Origin of the sequence: Streptomyces sp. NBC_00250 (assembly GCF_036192275.1) — a bacterium.
Classification (GTDB): Bacteria; Actinomycetota; Actinomycetes; order Streptomycetales; family Streptomycetaceae; genus Streptomyces.
Window position 1 is genome coordinate 3,452,510 of sequence record NZ_CP108088.1, and the last position, 14,564, is coordinate 3,467,073.

General features: G+C 71.0%; 14 protein-coding genes. 9 read left to right on the top strand and 5 right to left on the bottom strand.

Going from position 1 to position 14,564, the window contains the following annotated elements; genetic code table 11:
• The first annotated feature begins 7 nt into the window (after positions 1–7).
• The 4 genes from OG259_RS15280 to OG259_RS15295 all read left to right on the top strand — a co-directional run bounded on the left by OG259_RS15280 (position 8) and on the right by OG259_RS15295 (position 3,834).
• A complete protein-coding gene (locus OG259_RS15280) occupies positions 8–1,378 on the top strand; it encodes an APC family permease (RefSeq protein ID WP_328942771.1) in 1,371 nt (456 codons plus the stop codon).
• Between the two features lie 173 nt (positions 1,379–1,551).
• The gene (xseA, locus tag OG259_RS15285; RefSeq protein ID WP_328942772.1) at positions 1,552–2,775 is read left to right on the top strand and encodes an exodeoxyribonuclease VII large subunit; all 1,224 of its coding nucleotides are present in this window, start codon (positions 1,552–1,554) and stop codon (positions 2,773–2,775) included.
• A 64-nt stretch (positions 2,776–2,839) separates the two neighbouring features.
• On the top strand, positions 2,840–3,100 hold the full coding sequence (locus OG259_RS15290; RefSeq protein WP_328942773.1) for an exodeoxyribonuclease VII small subunit: 261 nt from the start codon (positions 2,840–2,842) through the stop codon (positions 3,098–3,100).
• 143 nt (positions 3,101–3,243) lie between these two features.
• A complete protein-coding gene (locus OG259_RS15295) occupies positions 3,244–3,834 on the top strand; it encodes a malonic semialdehyde reductase (RefSeq protein WP_328942774.1) in 591 nt (196 codons plus the stop codon).
• Positions 3,835–3,977: 143 nt separating this feature from the next.
• Here OG259_RS15295 and OG259_RS15300 read toward each other — a convergent pair whose 3' ends face one another.
• Positions 3,978–4,511 carry a DUF4245 domain-containing protein gene (locus tag OG259_RS15300; protein ID WP_328942775.1) on the bottom strand — a complete coding sequence of 178 codons (534 nt, stop codon included), beginning with the start codon at positions 4,509–4,511 and terminating at the stop codon, positions 3,978–3,980.
• A 117-nt stretch (positions 4,512–4,628) separates the two neighbouring features.
• On the opposite strand from OG259_RS15300, the gene glpX reads away from it, so the two are divergent.
• Positions 4,629–5,663, top strand: coding sequence for a class II fructose-bisphosphatase (gene glpX, locus OG259_RS15305; RefSeq protein ID WP_266896139.1), 1,035 nt, complete (start codon positions 4,629–4,631; stop codon positions 5,661–5,663).
• A gap of 121 nt (positions 5,664–5,784) precedes the next feature.
• On the opposite strand, the gene OG259_RS15310 is transcribed toward glpX, so the two are convergent.
• Complete coding sequence (locus OG259_RS15310) at positions 5,785–6,156, bottom strand: WhiB family transcriptional regulator (protein ID WP_030320581.1); 372 nt, start codon at positions 6,154–6,156, stop codon at positions 5,785–5,787.
• A gap of 149 nt (positions 6,157–6,305) precedes the next feature.
• Positions 6,306–7,022 (bottom strand): DUF1707 SHOCT-like domain-containing protein, encoded by a 717-nt coding sequence (locus OG259_RS15315; RefSeq protein ID WP_328942776.1) that lies wholly within the window; start codon positions 7,020–7,022, stop codon positions 6,306–6,308.
• Between the two features lie 475 nt (positions 7,023–7,497).
• Between OG259_RS15315 and OG259_RS15320 the strand changes: the two genes are divergently transcribed.
• Positions 7,498–9,168: a fumarate hydratase gene (locus OG259_RS15320; protein ID WP_328942777.1), complete on the top strand. Its 1,671-nt coding sequence runs from the start codon at positions 7,498–7,500 to the stop codon at positions 9,166–9,168.
• A 178-nt stretch (positions 9,169–9,346) separates the two neighbouring features.
• Positions 9,347–9,988 carry an HAD family acid phosphatase gene (locus OG259_RS15325; RefSeq protein WP_328942778.1) on the top strand — a complete coding sequence of 214 codons (642 nt, stop codon included), beginning with the start codon at positions 9,347–9,349 and terminating at the stop codon, positions 9,986–9,988.
• Positions 9,989–10,038: 50 nt separating this feature from the next.
• Here OG259_RS15325 and OG259_RS15330 read toward each other — a convergent pair whose 3' ends face one another.
• On the bottom strand, positions 10,039–10,533 hold the full coding sequence (locus tag OG259_RS15330; protein ID WP_328942779.1) for a hypothetical protein: 495 nt from the start codon (positions 10,531–10,533) through the stop codon (positions 10,039–10,041).
• 106 nt (positions 10,534–10,639) lie between these two features.
• Between OG259_RS15330 and OG259_RS15335 the strand changes: the two genes are divergently transcribed.
• Positions 10,640–11,308, top strand: coding sequence for a lipoprotein (locus tag OG259_RS15335; protein WP_328942780.1), 669 nt, complete (start codon positions 10,640–10,642; stop codon positions 11,306–11,308).
• A 160-nt stretch (positions 11,309–11,468) separates the two neighbouring features.
• Here the strand turns inward: OG259_RS15335 and OG259_RS15340 are convergent, their stop codons facing one another.
• On the bottom strand, positions 11,469–12,998 hold the full coding sequence (locus tag OG259_RS15340; protein WP_328942781.1) for a ricin-type beta-trefoil lectin domain protein: 1,530 nt from the start codon (positions 12,996–12,998) through the stop codon (positions 11,469–11,471).
• 106 nt (positions 12,999–13,104) lie between these two features.
• Between OG259_RS15340 and OG259_RS15345 the strand changes: the two genes are divergently transcribed.
• The gene (locus OG259_RS15345; RefSeq protein ID WP_328942782.1) at positions 13,105–14,505 is read left to right on the top strand and encodes a class II fumarate hydratase; all 1,401 of its coding nucleotides are present in this window, start codon (positions 13,105–13,107) and stop codon (positions 14,503–14,505) included.
• Positions 14,506–14,564: the final 59 nt, after the last annotated feature.

A 14,564-nucleotide genomic window follows, 5' to 3' on the forward strand; every position in this document is an offset into this window, starting at 1 on the left:
TGTGGCCATGGCCGAGGAATCGCAGGTGGCGGCGCACGGGGAAGACGCGGAACACACGGGACTCCGACGGAACCTCGGGTTCCGAGACCTGGTCGTCTACGGACTGCTCTTCATCGCCCCCATGGCGCCCGTCGGCGTCTTCGGCACGCTCGACGCGAAGTCCGGCGGCGCGGTCGCACTCGTGTACGTCGTGGCCACGGTCGCCATGGCGTTCACGGCGTTCAGTTACGCGCAGATGGTGCGGGTCGCTCCGCAGGCCGGCTCCGTCTTCACGTACGCGCGCAAGGGTCTCGGCGAAGGCCCGGGATTCATCGCCGGCTGGATGGCGATGCTCGACTACCTGCTGATCCCGGCCGTCGCCTATCTCTTCGCCGGCATCGCGATGGAGGCGCTGGTCCCGGAGGTGGACCGGTGGGTGTGGACCGGGATCGCCGTCGTCGTCACGACCCTGCTCAACCTCTGGGGCGTACGGGCGGCCGCCCGGGTCGGCTTCGCGGTGCTCGCGATGGAGATCGTCGTGCTGCTCGTCTTCGTCGTCTCCGCGATCGTGGCGCTCGCCCAGGACGGGGCTCGGCGCGACTGGTGGTCGCCGCTCACCGGTGACGCCTCGTTCTCGCTGACCGCCGTCATCGGCGCGGTGTCCGTGGCCGTCCTGTCCTACCTGGGCTTCGACGCGATCGCCTCCTTCGCGGAGGAGGTCACCGGCGGTTCGGCGAAGGTGGCGCGGGCGCTGTTGTTCTGCCTGGCCCTCGCGGGCGTCCTGTTCATCGCGCAGACCTGGCTGGTCTCGCTGCTCGAACCGGTCTCCTCGGCCGAGCTCGCGGCCGACCCGGGGAAGCAGGGTTCGGCCTTCTACGACGCCGTCGAGAGTGCGGTCGGCGGCTGGCTGCACGACCTCGTGGCCGTCTCGAAGGCGATCGGCGCGGCCTTCGCGGCGCTCGCGGGCCAGGCGGCCGGTAGTCGGCTGCTGTTCGCGATGGGCCGCGAGCGGCGGCTGCCGCACGTGCTCGCCCGGACCGACTCGGGCGTCCCGCGGGTGGCGCTCCTGGTGTCGGCGACGGTGACGATGATCGCGGCGGTGTGGGCGGCCCGGCGGGACGACGGCCTCGACCACCTGGTGTCGGTGGTCGACGTGGGCGCCCTGACGGCCTTCGTCCTGCTGCACGCGAGCGTGGTGGGCTGGTTCGTGGTGCAGCGGGCGGAGGGGCCGCCGCACTGGTTGAGGCATGTCCTGCTGCCCGTGGTCGGGGCCGCGATCCTGATCGCGGTCATCGTGGAGGCCTCGGTGGCGGCGCAGGTGGTGGGCGTGGTGTGGCTGGGCGTGGGCCTGATCGTCCTGGCGGTGCAGGGGACGACGCGGACGCCCGCGGGGCGCTGAGGTCGCCGTGGCGGGCGCGCCCGGTCCGACGTCGGGCGGGGCGCCCGGCCCGGCATCGCGCGGAGCGCCCGGCCCGGCATCGCGCGGGCGCCCGGCCCCGGCATCGCGCGAGCGCCCGGTCCTGCGTCCCGCGCGGTCCTGACGTTGTCGTACCGCGCGGTTACGCTCGGTCCATGGCTCTGACTACGTCCGCCGAAGCACCGCTTCCCGTCGGTGAGGTCTCCCGACTGATCGGGGGGTGGATCGACCGGCTCGGGGCGATCTGGGTCGAGGGGCAGATCACGCAGCTGTCCCGGCGCCCCGGCGCCGGGGTCGTCTTCCTGACGCTGCGGGATCCCTCGTACGACATCTCCATCGGCGTCACCTGCTACCGGCAGGTCTTCGACGCCGTCGCGGACATCGTGTCCGAGGGTGCCCGGGTCGTCGTCCGGGCGAAGCCCGAGTGGTACGCCCCGCGCGGGCAGCTGTCGCTGCGGGCGGCGGAGATCAAGCCGGTCGGGATCGGCGAGCTGCTCGCCCGCCTGGAGCAGCTGAAGCGGAGCCTGGCGGCCGAGGGGCTCTTCGCGCTCGACCGGAAGAGGCCGCTGCCGTTCCTGCCGCACCGGATCGGGCTCGTCTGCGGCCGCGCGTCGGCGGCGGAGCGGGACGTCCTGGAGAACGCGCGCCGGCGCTGGCCCGCCGTCGCCTTCGAGGTGCGGAACGTGGCGGTGCAGGGCGTGAAGGCCGTTCCGCAGGTCGTCCAGGCGGTCAAGGAGCTCGACGCCCACGAGGACGTCGACGTGATCATCGTGGCCCGGGGCGGCGGCAGCGTCGAGGACCTGCTGCCGTTCTCGGACGAGCAGCTGGTCCGGGCCGTCGCCGAGTGCCGTACGCCGGTGGTCTCGGCCATCGGGCACGAACCGGACTCGCCCCTGCTCGACCTGGTGGCGGACCTGCGCGCCTCGACGCCGACGGACGCGGCCAAGAAGGTCGTCCCGGACGTCGGCGAGGAGCTGGACCGGGTGCGCGGCCTGCGGGACCGGGCCCTGCGGACCGTACGGGGCCTCCTCGACCGGGAGGAGCGCGGCCTCGCGCACACGCTCGCCCGGCCCGTCATGGAGCATCCGCAGCGCATGGTCGAGGTCCGCGAGGACGAGCTCGTGGCGCTGCTGGCCCGCAGCCGGCGGGTCCTCGGGCACCTCCTGGACCGGGCGGACTCCGAGCTGTCGCACACGCGGGCGCGGGTCCGGGCGCTGTCGCCCGCCGCGACGATGGAGCGGGGGTACGCGGTGCTCCAGCGGTCGGACGGGACCGTGGTCCGCTCCCCGGAGGAGGTCGCGGAGGGCGAGGAGCTGCGGGCCCGGGTCGCGGAGGGCGAGTTCGCGGTGCGGCGCGTGGCCGACGCGGACCGGGCCTGAGTACGGCGCCGGCAGGGCGCGTCGAGAGAGAACAGAGAACCGGACACGGAGGGTGGAGCAGCACATGGCAGCGGGAACGAGTACGGGTACGGACGAGGCGGCGCTCGGGTACGAGCAGGCGCGGGACGAGCTGATCGAGGTCGTCCGGCGGCTCGAAGCGGGCGGGACGTCCCTGGAGGAGTCCCTCGCGCTCTGGGAGCGTGGTGAGGAGCTGGCGAAGGTCTGCCGGCGGCGGCTGGAGGGCGCGCGGGCCCGGCTCGACGCCTCGCTCGCGGCGGAGCGCGCCGCGGAGGAGGAGGCGGAGACGGAGGGCGGGGACGCGTAGCGCCCCGCATGTAGACTTCCAAGTGAAGCGGATCACTATCCGGATGGATTAGTTGAAGTTTCACCAATCATCGGCGTACTGTCGAGGACATCGCTTGAAGCCCTACGAGCGACCCCCCTTTTGCAGTCCGGAAGGTACGCAGCATGTCTCTCGCCCTTGACGCCGCCGCTCAGGATCTCCTTTTCCGTGAGGCCCGCACCGCCAACACGTTCACCGACGAGCCGGTGACCGACGAGCAGGTCCAGGCGATCTACGACCTGGTGAAGTACGGCCCGACCGCCTTCAACCAGACCCCGCTGCGCATCACCCTGGTCCGCTCCCCCGAGGCCCGTGAGCGCCTGGTCAAGCACATGGCCGAGGGCAACCAGCCCAAGACCGCCGCTGCCCCGCTCGTCGCGATCCTCTCCGCCGACAACGAGTTCCACGAGGAGCTCCCGGCCCTGCTTCCGCACTTCCCGCAGGCCAAGGACATGTTCTTCGCCGAGCGCCCGGTCCGCGAGCAGTCCGCCGTCCTGAACGCCGCCCTCCAGGCCGCGTACTTCATCGTGGGCGTCCGCGCCGCCGGCCTGGCCGCGGGCCCGATGACCGGTCTGGACTTCGCCGGCCTCCAGAAGGAGTTCCTGGACGCCGACCACACCCCGCTGATGGTCGTCAACATCGGCAAGCCGGGCGAGGACGCCTGGTTCCCGCGTTCCCCGCGCCTCGCCTACGACGAGGTCGTCACCACCGTCTGAGTGGGATGACGTAGAGAACACACGGAAAGGCCCCGCACTCCCTGAGTGCGGGGCCTTTCCCGTACGCCGTCGTCCGCGCCCGGACCTTCTTCGACGCGGACCTACTTCGACGCGGACTTTCTTCGGCTCGGACCTTCTTCGGCTCAGACCTTCTTCGACTGGAGCGAGCCCACCATCTCGGCGAGCCGCTCGAACGAGGCCGTGCCGGTCACCACCGTCGTCGCCCCGCCGTCCGTCCGGACGAGCGCGTCGTACTTCGGGCCCTCCCAGCGCTGCCAGACCCGGCCCGCCACCGTCTCGGTCTTCCCGGTGTTCTTCGCCCGGTGGGTGACGTCCGGCACGAAGGTGCCCGCCGCCGCCGTCGACTGGTGGATCGCCACGTACTGGGTGTCCGGCGAGAGGAAACCGAGCTGCCAGGCATTGGCGTTCTCGCGCTTGTACGAGACGACCGTCGCCTTCCAGCCCTCGCCCAGGCCCTCGGGGGCCAGCACCGGATACGGTGCCGCCCGCTGAGCCGTCAGGAGCTCGACCCGGTAGTCCTTCGCCTTGACCGGATCCGCGCTCTCATCGTGCGGGATGAAGAGATACATCACTCCCGCGGCGACCAAGATCACCCCGAGGGACTGGAACATCCCGCGTACCGTCTGCCTGCCTCGCATACCTGCCACGCGCACCATGGTCGCATCAAGGGTCCGTGCTCATACGTGGGCCCCTCTGCTCATTTTGTCGACGTACCGATAGAGTCGCATCACCCTCCCTTATCCGGCCGTCGCCGTACAGAAAGGTGCGTTCCGATGACCGAGCAGCAGAATCTGCCGCCCGAGCTCGTGGTTTCCCCCGAGGCTCCCGACCGCAACCTCGCCCTTGAGCTGGTCCGCGTCACCGAGGCCGCTGCCATGGCCGCCGGCCGCTGGGTCGGCCGCGGCGACAAGATCGGCGCGGACGGCGCGGCGGTCAACGCGATGCGGACCCTGATCTCCACCGTCTCGATGAACGGCGTGGTCGTCATCGGCGAGGGCGAGAAGGACGAAGCCCCGATGCTCTTCAACGGCGAGCGGGTCGGCGACGGCACCGGCGCCGAGGTCGACATCGCCGTCGACCCGATCGACGGCACCACGCTCAACGCCAAGGGCATGCCCAACGCGATCGCCGTCCTGGCCGCCGCGGACCGCGGCACCATGTTCGATCCGTCCGCGGTCTTCTACATGGACAAGCTGGTCACCGGCCCCGAGGCCGCCGACTTCGTCGACATCAACGCCCCCGTCTCGGTCAACATCCGCCGGGTCGCCAAGGCGAAGAACTCCTCGCCCGAGGACATCACGGTCGTCATCCTGGACCGCCCCCGTCACGAGGGCATCGTCAAGGAGATCCGCGAGACCGGCGCCCGGATCAAGTTCATCTCGGACGGCGACGTCGCCGGTTCGATCATGGCCGTCCGCGAGGGCACCGGCGTCGACATGCTCATGGGCATCGGCGGCACCCCCGAGGGCATCATCTCCGCGTGCGCCATCAAGTGCCTCGGCGGCGTGATCCAGGGCAAGCTGTGGCCGAAGGACGACGCCGAGCGCCAGAAGGCCCTCGACGCGGGCCACGACCTGGACCGGGTGCTCTCCACGAACGACCTGGTCGCCGGGGACAACGTCTTCTTCGTCGCGACCGGCATCACCGACGGCGAGCTGCTGCGCGGGGTGCGCTACCGCGCCGAGACGGCGACCACGCAGTCGCTCGTCATGCGCTCGAAGTCCGGCACGATCCGCCAGATCGACTCCACGCACCGGCTCTCGAAGCTGCGCGCGTACAGCAAGATCGACTTCGATCGCGCCAACTGAGTCCACACGGCCGGGACAGGACGAAGAGGGGCGCCCCCATGTGCGGTGGGGGCGCCCCTTCCCGTACGGAACGACGGACGTGTCCGCGCTCCCGTCAGGCCGCCGAGGCCGTCCGGTCCCGTCAGCCCGCCTGGGCGATCCGGTCGGTCGCGGCCGCCTTCCTCAGCTCCACCTCGCGCCGTCGGCGCCGGGCCAGGGCCACGCGGCGCTCCGCCGCCGTGAGCCCGCCCCACACCCCGTACGGCTCGGGCTGGAGCAGCGCGTGCTCCCGGCACTCGACCATCACGGGACAGCGTCCGCAGACCCGCTTGGCCGCCGCCTCACGCGCGAGCCGCGCGGCGGTCGGCTCCTTGGACGGGGCGAAGAACAGCCCGGCTTCGTCCCGGCGGCACACCGCCTCCGCATGCCAAGGACCGGCCTCGTCCTCCCGGGCAGGGGCGCGCTGAGGGGGCACGGCGGCGACCTGGAGGGGCTGATGCGGCAGTTGCAGCACGGTCTACTCCTGACGACGGCTTCGCGAGCGAGCGGCGATGCACCAGCCCTACCCGCTGTGCGCGCGCCTATGCACTGCGTGCCGCGCCGTTCCGCTCTGCGGATACCCGAGGGCGAATTCCGGTCAACGGCGGCTCCGGTGTCCGGTCGTCAGCCGAGGTGCTTGCGCAGCTTGTCCTGGAGATCGGTGATCCACTTGCCGCGCTTGGGCCTCGCCTCGACGTTCCCGAAGACCGAGTAGCCGTTGATGACGACGACCGGGGCCTGCGGGTCGACGCCCTCCAGGGTCACGACCTCGAAGTTGCCGAAGATCCCGCTGCCGCTGCCGCGCAGGCTGATGTTCTCCGGGACGCGCACCTCCACGTTGCCGAAGATCGACGTGGCGTTGATGGTGGTCAGGCGCTGGGTGAAGATCGCCTCGGTCAGGTCGATCTCGATGTTCCCGAAGAGCGCGAACGCGTTCGTCCGGCGGCTCACCCGCCAACGTCCCTTGCGGGTGGTGCTGGAGAAGATCGCGACCAGGTTGTCCGCGGGGCCGTCGGTCTCCTCCGGGCCGTACCCGTAGTCCGGCGCGGTCTCCTGGTGGGGCCGGGCGCCGGGCAGGTCGCGGACGATCGGCTCCAGCTCCCCGACGGTCTTCGCCCGGTACACCGCGTCGATCCGGTCCGAGTGCTCCTCGGCGTCGAGCCGCCCCTCCGCCAGGGCGTCCCTGAGGATGTCCGCGATCCGGTCCCGGTCCGCGTCCGAGGCGCGCAACGAGCCCTGGGGGTCGGCGAAGACGGTCTCCGCGGGGGCGGGCTCGGCGGGTGCGGCCTGCCGCTGCGGCTGCGGCTGCTTTTCGGGTTCGGGCTTCTTTTCGAGGTCCACGGAGCCAGCCTAGCGAAACGCGATAGATCGCGACCAGGGGGCGGGGCCGCGACCTGTGGACGACATCTCGAACCCGTGGGCGGAAATGGCGGGTTGAAGGCGCTCCGGAACCCGCCCGGCTCCGCGCGCCCCACCGGCCGGAGCCGGGAATCCGGTCGCCGCGTCCGCCCGCAGGGACCGGGAATCCGGTCGCCGAGTCCGCCCGCCCGGTGATCGGGGAGCCGTCGCCGAGTCCGCCCGGTGACCGGGGAGCCGTCACCGAGTCCGCCGTACGTCGCCGTTCCGGGCGAAGCCGTACCCGCCCGACAGCCACGGTGCCGTAGGCCCGGGTCCGTGGGAAACACGCCACTCCGGCACGGTCCCGGTTCCAAGTGAGCCTTACCTCACAGGACCGGGCACGCGCCCGCGTTCTACGCTGGAGGGCGCACGGCCAACGGAGGCGGTGCGCCGTCTTGCCGAGTGAGGAATGGCCCCCATGCCAGAGTTTGCGTACTCCGATCTGCTCCCCCTGGGAGAGGACACCACGCCCTACCGCCTGGTGACCTCCGAAGGTGTCTCCACCTTCGAGGCCGACGGCCGTACGTTCCTCAAGGTCGAGCCGGAGGCGCTGCGCACGCTGGCCGCCGAGGCGATCCACGACATCCAGCACTTCCTGCGCCCGGCCCACCTGGCCCAGCTGCGCCGGATCATCGACGACCCCGAGGCCTCCTCGAACGACAAGTTCGTCGCGCTCGACCTCCTCAAGAACGCGAACATCGCCGCCGCCGGCGTCCTGCCCATGTGCCAGGACACGGGCACGGCGATCGTCATGGGCAAGCGCGGCCAGAACGTGCTGACCCCGGGCCGCGACGAGGAGGCCCTGTCCAAGGGCATCTACGACGCCTACACCAAGCTGAACCTGCGGTACTCGCAGATGGCCCCGGTCACCATGTGGGAGGAGAAGAACACCGGCTCGAACCTGCCCGCGCAGATCGAGCTGTACGCGACCGACGGCGGCGCGTACAAGTTCCTCTTCATGGCCAAGGGCGGCGGCTCCGCCAACAAGTCCTTCCTCTACCAGGAGACGAAGGCCGTCCTCAACGAGGCGAGCATGATGAAGTTCCTGGAGGAGAAGATCCGCTCGCTCGGCACGGCCGCCTGCCCGCCGTACCACCTGGCGATCGTCGTCGGCGGCACCTCGGCCGAGTTCGCGCTCAAGACCGCGAAGTACGCCTCCGCGCACTACCTGGACGAGCTGCCCACCGAGGGCTCGGCCGAGACCGGCCACGGCTTCCGCGACAAGGAGCTGGAGGAGAAGGTCTTCGAGCTGACGCAGAAGATCGGCATCGGCGCGCAGTTCGGCGGCAAGTACTTCTGCCACGACGTCCGCGTCGTCCGCCTCCCCCGCCACGGCGCCTCGCTGCCCGTCGCCATCGCCGTCTCCTGCTCGGCCGACCGCCAGGCCGTCGCGAAGATCACCGCCGAGGGCGTCTTCCTGGAGCAGCTGGAGACCGACCCGGCGCGCTTCCTGCCGGACACCACCGACGAGCACCTGTCGGAAGAGGCCGACGTCGTCACCATCGACCTGAACCAGCCGATGGACGACATCCTCGCCGAGCTGACCAAGTACCCGGTCAAGACCCGGCTCTCGCTCAACGGCCCGCTGGTCGTGGCGCGCGACATCGCGCACGCCAAGATCAAGGAGCGGCTGGACGCGGGCGAGGAGATGCCGCAGTACCTGAAGGACCACCCGGTCTACTACGCGGGCCCCGCGAAGACCCCCGAGGGCTACGCCTCCGGCTCCTTCGGCCCGACCACGGCCGGCCGCATGGACTCGTACGTCGAGCAGTTCCAGGCGGCGGGCGGCTCGAAGGTCATGCTGGCCAAGGGCAACCGCTCGCAGCAGGTCACGAACGCCTGCGGCAGCCACGGCGGCTTCTACCTCGGTTCGATCGGCGGCCCGGCCGCCCGTCTGGCGCAGGACTGCATCAAGAAGGTCGAGGTCGTCGAGTACGAGGAGCTCGGCATGGAGGCGGTCTGGAAGATCGAGGTCGAGGACTTCCCGGCGTTCATCGTCGTGGACGACAAGGGCAACGACTTCTTCCAGAACCCGGCCCCGGAGCCGACGTTCACGCACATCCCGGTGCGGGGTCCCGGCCTCGGCTGATCGCCTGACGCTCGACGCACGCCCCTCGGTCCGCCCGGACCGGGGGGCTTCGTCGATCTCCGAGTCGTCGATCACCGCTCAGAAAGTCGCTACCGACTGGTAGCCATCTCGTTGCCTACTGTCCAGTATTGAGCGCGAGCATGCCAAAGTCCTGAGCTGGTCGACCAAGGGAGCCCCCATGCCCGCCACCCCCCTCCGCAGGCGCGCCACCGCCGGAACCACGGCCGCCCTCGCCCTCACCGCGTTCCTCGTCGTCGGTCCCGCGCCTGCCGCGTCCGCCGCCGACCCGGACAGCCACAGCACGTCGACCGCCGCGATCAAGGACGTCGACTACACGACCTGGCTCCGTGACGTGGCCGCCGTCGTCGACGAGGCCCGCCCGTACATCGAGGAGCGCTCCGAGAACGCCGGCCGCGAGAAGCAGGCGATCGTCCTCGACATCGACAACAGCTCCCTGGAGACGGACTTCCACCCCTTCTGGGAGCTGCCGACCCCGGCCATCGCGGACGTGCGCACCCTCGTCCGGAACGCCCACGCCCGCGGCGTGGACGTCTTCTTCGTCACCGCCCGCCCGGGCATCATCTACTCCCTCACCGACTGGAACCTGAAGCAGGCCGGCTACCCGGTCGACGGGCTGTACGTGCGTTCCCTGCCCGACCTGTTCGCGGAGGTCGGCGCGTACAAGACGGCGCAGCGCGCCAAGATCGAGGCCAAGGGCTACACGATCATCGCGAACATCGGCAACAACACCACCGACCTGGTCGGCGGCCACGCCGAGCGCACCTTCAAGCTCCCCGACTACGGCGGCAAGCTCTCCTGACGCCCCTGCCCGCCGGCCCGCCGTGTGGACAACCCCGCGGGTCGATACACCTAGTCGGTGAGGTGGAACTCCATCCGTGAGTAGTCCCCGTCCTGGGTCGAACGGATGGTGCCGCGCGCGCCCTCGAAGTCTCCGGTTCCGCCGGTGACGGCGATGTCGAAGGCGGCGATCTCCTCGTCGGACGGGCCGACGGTCAGCATGACCTGCCCCGTGACCTGCCCGGCGGGTTCGCCGTCCAGCACGAAGGTGCCCACGCAGAGGAAGTCGCCGGGGTCGCCGACACGGACGACGGTGCAGGTCACGCCGTCCCGGCCGACCTGCTCCCCGCCCTTGGACCTGAAGAGGTCGTCGGCGAAGGCGAAGGAGTCCCCGAGTCCGGGCGGCGGCGCGCTCTCGTCCCCCTGGTCCCCGGGGACCTCCTGGGCGTAGACCGTGAAATCGAACCCCTCGGCGGCGGAGGCCGGGACGGCGGCGTCGGCGGAGAAGGCGCCGGCCGCGACCGCGCAGACCCCGAGCACGCCGATCCTCCTGAAGCTCCGGAACATGTCCAGCCTCCTGCGGGGAGTCCCCCCGGACCTGCTTCACATTGTCCGACGTCAGCCCCGGGTACGCCCGTCCGTCGGGCCTCCGGCCCGCTACTACGCTGACCGCATGAGACACCCGATACGGACCCTGGCCCCGATCGCCGCCACCCTGGCGGCGGGGCTGCTGCTGGCCGGCTGCGGCGACGAGAAGCCGGTTCCCGAGGTCACGCAGGGCGCACGGCCCGCGGCGGCCCCCACCACGGCCTCGCCCACCGCGGGTGCCGGCGACGCCGACGCCGCCCCGATCAAGGCCGGCGCGTCCGTCGGCGGTCCCGGAACGCCCTGCGCGCTGCCCGTCTCCTTCGGGACGGCGGAGAAGTGGACGCCGAAGGCGATCGAGAACCCCGACGACCCGGAGTTCGCGGTGCTCACCCGTCAGGGTCCGGCCACCGTTCGCTGCGAGGTGGACGCCAAGCCGGCCGGGCACGTCGGCTATCTGCGGGTGTGGACGGCCGCCAAGGGGCCGGCCAGGGCGGCACTCGAAGGGTTCGTGAAGGCCGAGGAGAACACCTCCGAGGTCACCTACAAGGAGAGCGGGTCCGGCGCGGGTCCCGTCACCGAGGTGACGTACACCGTCTACAACAAGGTGATGGAGGAGTCGAAGGAGGAGCGCGCCTTCGCCGTCGCGACCCCGAAGGGGACGGTGATCGTCCACCTCGGCGGGCTCGACACCGCGGAGCATCGGGCGATGCTCCCGGCCTACGAGCTGGCCAAGTCCACGCTCAAGGCGCTCTGACACCGCCCAGTTCACGAACACCGTGGCCCCCGTCCGACGTCGGACGGGGGCCACGGTGTTCGTGAAGGGGGCACGGCGCTCGCGGACGGGGCTCCGGCGTTCTTGAACGGGCACCACGTCGTTCGCGGACGGGCTCCGGCGCTCGTGAACAGGGCTCCGGCTACGCGAACTTCTGGTTCGCCGAGCCGTCGCAGGTCTGGAGACGGATCGGCTGCTTCGCCGCGCTCTGGGTGAGGCAGAGGCCCGTCGCGGCCGCCGGGCGGATCGTGGCGCCGTCGCGGACGAACTTCTGGTTGGCGCCGCCGTGGCAGTTCCAGAGGACGAGCGCCTTGCCCGCCTGGTAGCCGGACGCGGGGACGTCCAGGCAGCGGTCCTGGGTCAGCTGGGTGTGGACGGTCCCGCGGGCGGAGTCGTACCACCAGCCCTGGTTGCGGCCGCCGTGGCAGTCCCAGCCGAGGACGGCGGTGTTGTCGGACGAGGAGGCCGCGTCGACGTCCATGCAGTTGCCCGTCGCCTGGTTCTTCAGCGGCTTGTACGCGTCGTCCCAGGCCAGCGGGAAGAGCGTCGGCGTGCCGGTGGAGTTCACGTCGGCGCAACCGGCCTCACGCGTACCCGAGTTGTAGATCTGGGTGAGGCAGGAAGCGAAGGCGGCGTGCCCGCGCGCGTTGGGGTGGAAGGACTGCCGTACGGAGTTCTCGTCCGGGGTCCCGGGCTTGGAGAGGTCGATGTAGAGGCCGCGGGCCCAGGGGTCCTCCATGCAGACCTCGTGGCCGTGGAAGAGCCGCGAGTTGTCGAGGTAGACGGCCCCGGTGGCGGCGGCGGCCGCGCGCATCCCGCGCTCGAAGCCGGGGACGGCGGTGTTGCGGCCCCAGACGGTGTCGGAGTCGTAGCCGAGTCCGCCGCAGATCAGCTTGCCGGGGAAGTTCGGGTTGTCGTGGAAGTCGGGGCCGATGGGGCTGGGGTAGCCCATGACGACGAGCTTGTAGTCGCCGTCGGCGTAACCGGCGTCGCGCATGACGGTCTTGAGGTCGCGCACGGTCTGCTCGACCTTGGGGACGAGTCCGTCGACGCGGGCCTGCCAGCCGGGTGCGTACTTGGGCTCGCAGGCGCCCTGGAGCAGCAGGTAGCGCTGGACGCAGTCGGTCATGACGGGCCCGAACTGCAGGTCGTCGTTGGCTCCGGCGACGAGCAGGACCATCTTGATGCGGGTGTTGCGCGCCTTGACGGCCAGGTTGTCGCTCTGGACGAGCTCGTCGGCGTACTGCTTCGAGCCGCCGATCTTGATGTTGCCGGTGTAGGCGCCGGAGCACGACACGTTGAAGGTGAGGTCCGCGGGGATCCCGGTGCGGTGGATGGCGGCGTCGGGCGAGCGGTGGCACCAGTTGGTGGGACCGTTGGTGGGGGGCTCGTACGTGCCGACGCCCTCGCCGGAGATCTCGCTGTCGCCGAGCGAGATCAGGCCGGTCTTGCGCTGGGCGAGCGGGCGCTCCTCGGGGCTGCCGTAGATCTTGGTGGCCTCGGCGGCGCGGATCGCCTCAAGGGCGGGCGGGAGCGGTACGGCGGCGGTCGTCGCCGTGGTGCCGGTGTCGGCCGCGCCGGCGGGGGCGGCGGCTGTCATCGTGCCGAGTACGGCGGCGGCCGCGGCGACGGCGGCGATGGGCCAGCGGAGTCTGTGCCTGGTGCGCGTCATTGCGCCTCCTGGAAGTGGGGTTACCCACGGTTTTTACTGGCCGGTACGCCCGATGGGAATACATCGAACAAGACAAGTGCTCATCTTTTCTAGGAGGTTGACACACATGAACGACGCAGACGGATACCGGATCGAGCACGACTCCATGGGTGAGGTGCGGGTCCCCGCGCACGCCAAATGGCGCGCCCAGACCCAGCGGGCGGTGGAGAACTTCCCCATCTCCGGGCAGCACCTGGAGCGCGCCCACATCGAGGCCCTCGCCCGGATCAAGGCCGCCGCCGCCCAGGTGAACGCCGAGCTCGGCGTGATCGACCGGGACCGCGCCGAGGCCATCGCTGCGGCGGCGGCGGAGGTCGCCGAGGGGCGCTGGGACGAGCACTTCCCGGTGGACGTCTTCCAGACCGGCTCGGGCACCTCGTCCAACATGAACACCAACGAGGTGATCGCCACCCTCGCCACCGAGCGGCTCCCCGAAGGCCGCGAGGTCCACCCCAACGATCATGTGAACGCCTCGCAGTCCTCCAACGACGTCTTCCCGTCCTCCATCCACATCGCGGCCACCGGCGCCGTCACCCGCGATCTGATCCCCGCCCTCGACCATCTGGCCGCTTCCCTTGAGCGAAAATCGGCCGAATTCGCGACGGTGGTGAAGTCCGGCCGTACCCACCTCATGGACGCCACCCCGGTCACCCTCGGCCAGGAGTTCGGCGGCTACGCGGCCCAGGTCCGGTACGGCGTCGAGCGGCTGCGCTCCGCGCTCCCCCGGCTCGCCGAACTCCCCCTCGGCGGTACGGCGGTGGGCACCGGCATCAACACCCCGGCCGGCTTCTCGGCCGCCGTCATCGCCGAGGTCGCCCGCGCGACCGGCCTGCCGCTGACCGAGGCCCGCGACCACTTCGAGGCCCAGGGCGCCCGCGACGCCCTGGTGGAGACGTCCGGCCAGCTCCGTACGATCGCGGTCTCCCTCACCAAGATCGCCAACGATCTGCGCTGGATGGCCAGCGGACCCCGCACGGGCCTCGCCGAGATCAACCTCCCCGACCTCCAGCCCGGCTCGTCGATCATGCCGGGCAAGGTGAACCCGGTGATCCCCGAGGCGGTCCTGATGGTCGCCGCGCAGGTGACCGGGAACGACACGACGGTGGCGGTGGCGGGCGCGGCCGGGAACTTCGAGCTCAACGTGATGCTGCCGGTGATGGCGAAGAACCTCCTGGAGTCCGTACGGCTGCTCGCCAACGCCTCCCGGCTGCTCGCCGACCGCACGGTGGACGGGATCACGGCCAACGTCGAGCGGGCGCGCGAGTACGCCGAGTCCTCGCCGTCCGTGGTCACCCCGCTGAACAAGTACATCGGTTACGAGGAGGCCGCCAAGGTCGCGAAGAAGTCCCTGGCCGAGCGGAAGACCATCCGCGAGGTGGTGCTGGAGTCCGGCTACGTGGAGCGCGGCGACCTGACCGTGGAACAGCTGGACGAGGCGCTGGACGTCCTGAGCATGACGCATCCGTGATCCGCGCCGTACTCGTCCGGGATCCCGCGCCGCGCCGATCCGGGATCCCGCGGACGACT

Coding starts and splice junctions, on each gene's coding strand:
- glpX (WP_266896139.1), top strand. CDS start 4,629: ATGACCGAGCAGCAGAATCTGCCGCCCGAGCTCGTGGTTTCCCCCGAG.
- OG259_RS15340 (WP_328942781.1), bottom strand. CDS start 12,998: ATGACGCGCACCAGGCACAGACTCCGCTGGCCCATCGCCGCCGTCGCC.
- OG259_RS15290 (WP_328942773.1), top strand. CDS start 2,840: ATGGCAGCGGGAACGAGTACGGGTACGGACGAGGCGGCGCTCGGGTAC.
- OG259_RS15325 (WP_328942778.1), top strand. CDS start 9,347: ATGCCCGCCACCCCCCTCCGCAGGCGCGCCACCGCCGGAACCACGGCC.
- OG259_RS15300 (WP_328942775.1), bottom strand. CDS start 4,511: ATGGTGCGCGTGGCAGGTATGCGAGGCAGGCAGACGGTACGCGGGATG.
- xseA (WP_328942772.1), top strand. CDS start 1,552: ATGGCTCTGACTACGTCCGCCGAAGCACCGCTTCCCGTCGGTGAGGTC.
- OG259_RS15330 (WP_328942779.1), bottom strand. CDS start 10,533: ATGTTCCGGAGCTTCAGGAGGATCGGCGTGCTCGGGGTCTGCGCGGTC.
- OG259_RS15295 (WP_328942774.1), top strand. CDS start 3,244: ATGTCTCTCGCCCTTGACGCCGCCGCTCAGGATCTCCTTTTCCGTGAG.
- OG259_RS15280 (WP_328942771.1), top strand. CDS start 8: ATGGCCGAGGAATCGCAGGTGGCGGCGCACGGGGAAGACGCGGAACAC.
- OG259_RS15345 (WP_328942782.1), top strand. CDS start 13,105: ATGAACGACGCAGACGGATACCGGATCGAGCACGACTCCATGGGTGAG.
- OG259_RS15335 (WP_328942780.1), top strand. CDS start 10,640: ATGAGACACCCGATACGGACCCTGGCCCCGATCGCCGCCACCCTGGCG.
- OG259_RS15320 (WP_328942777.1), top strand. CDS start 7,498: ATGCCAGAGTTTGCGTACTCCGATCTGCTCCCCCTGGGAGAGGACACC.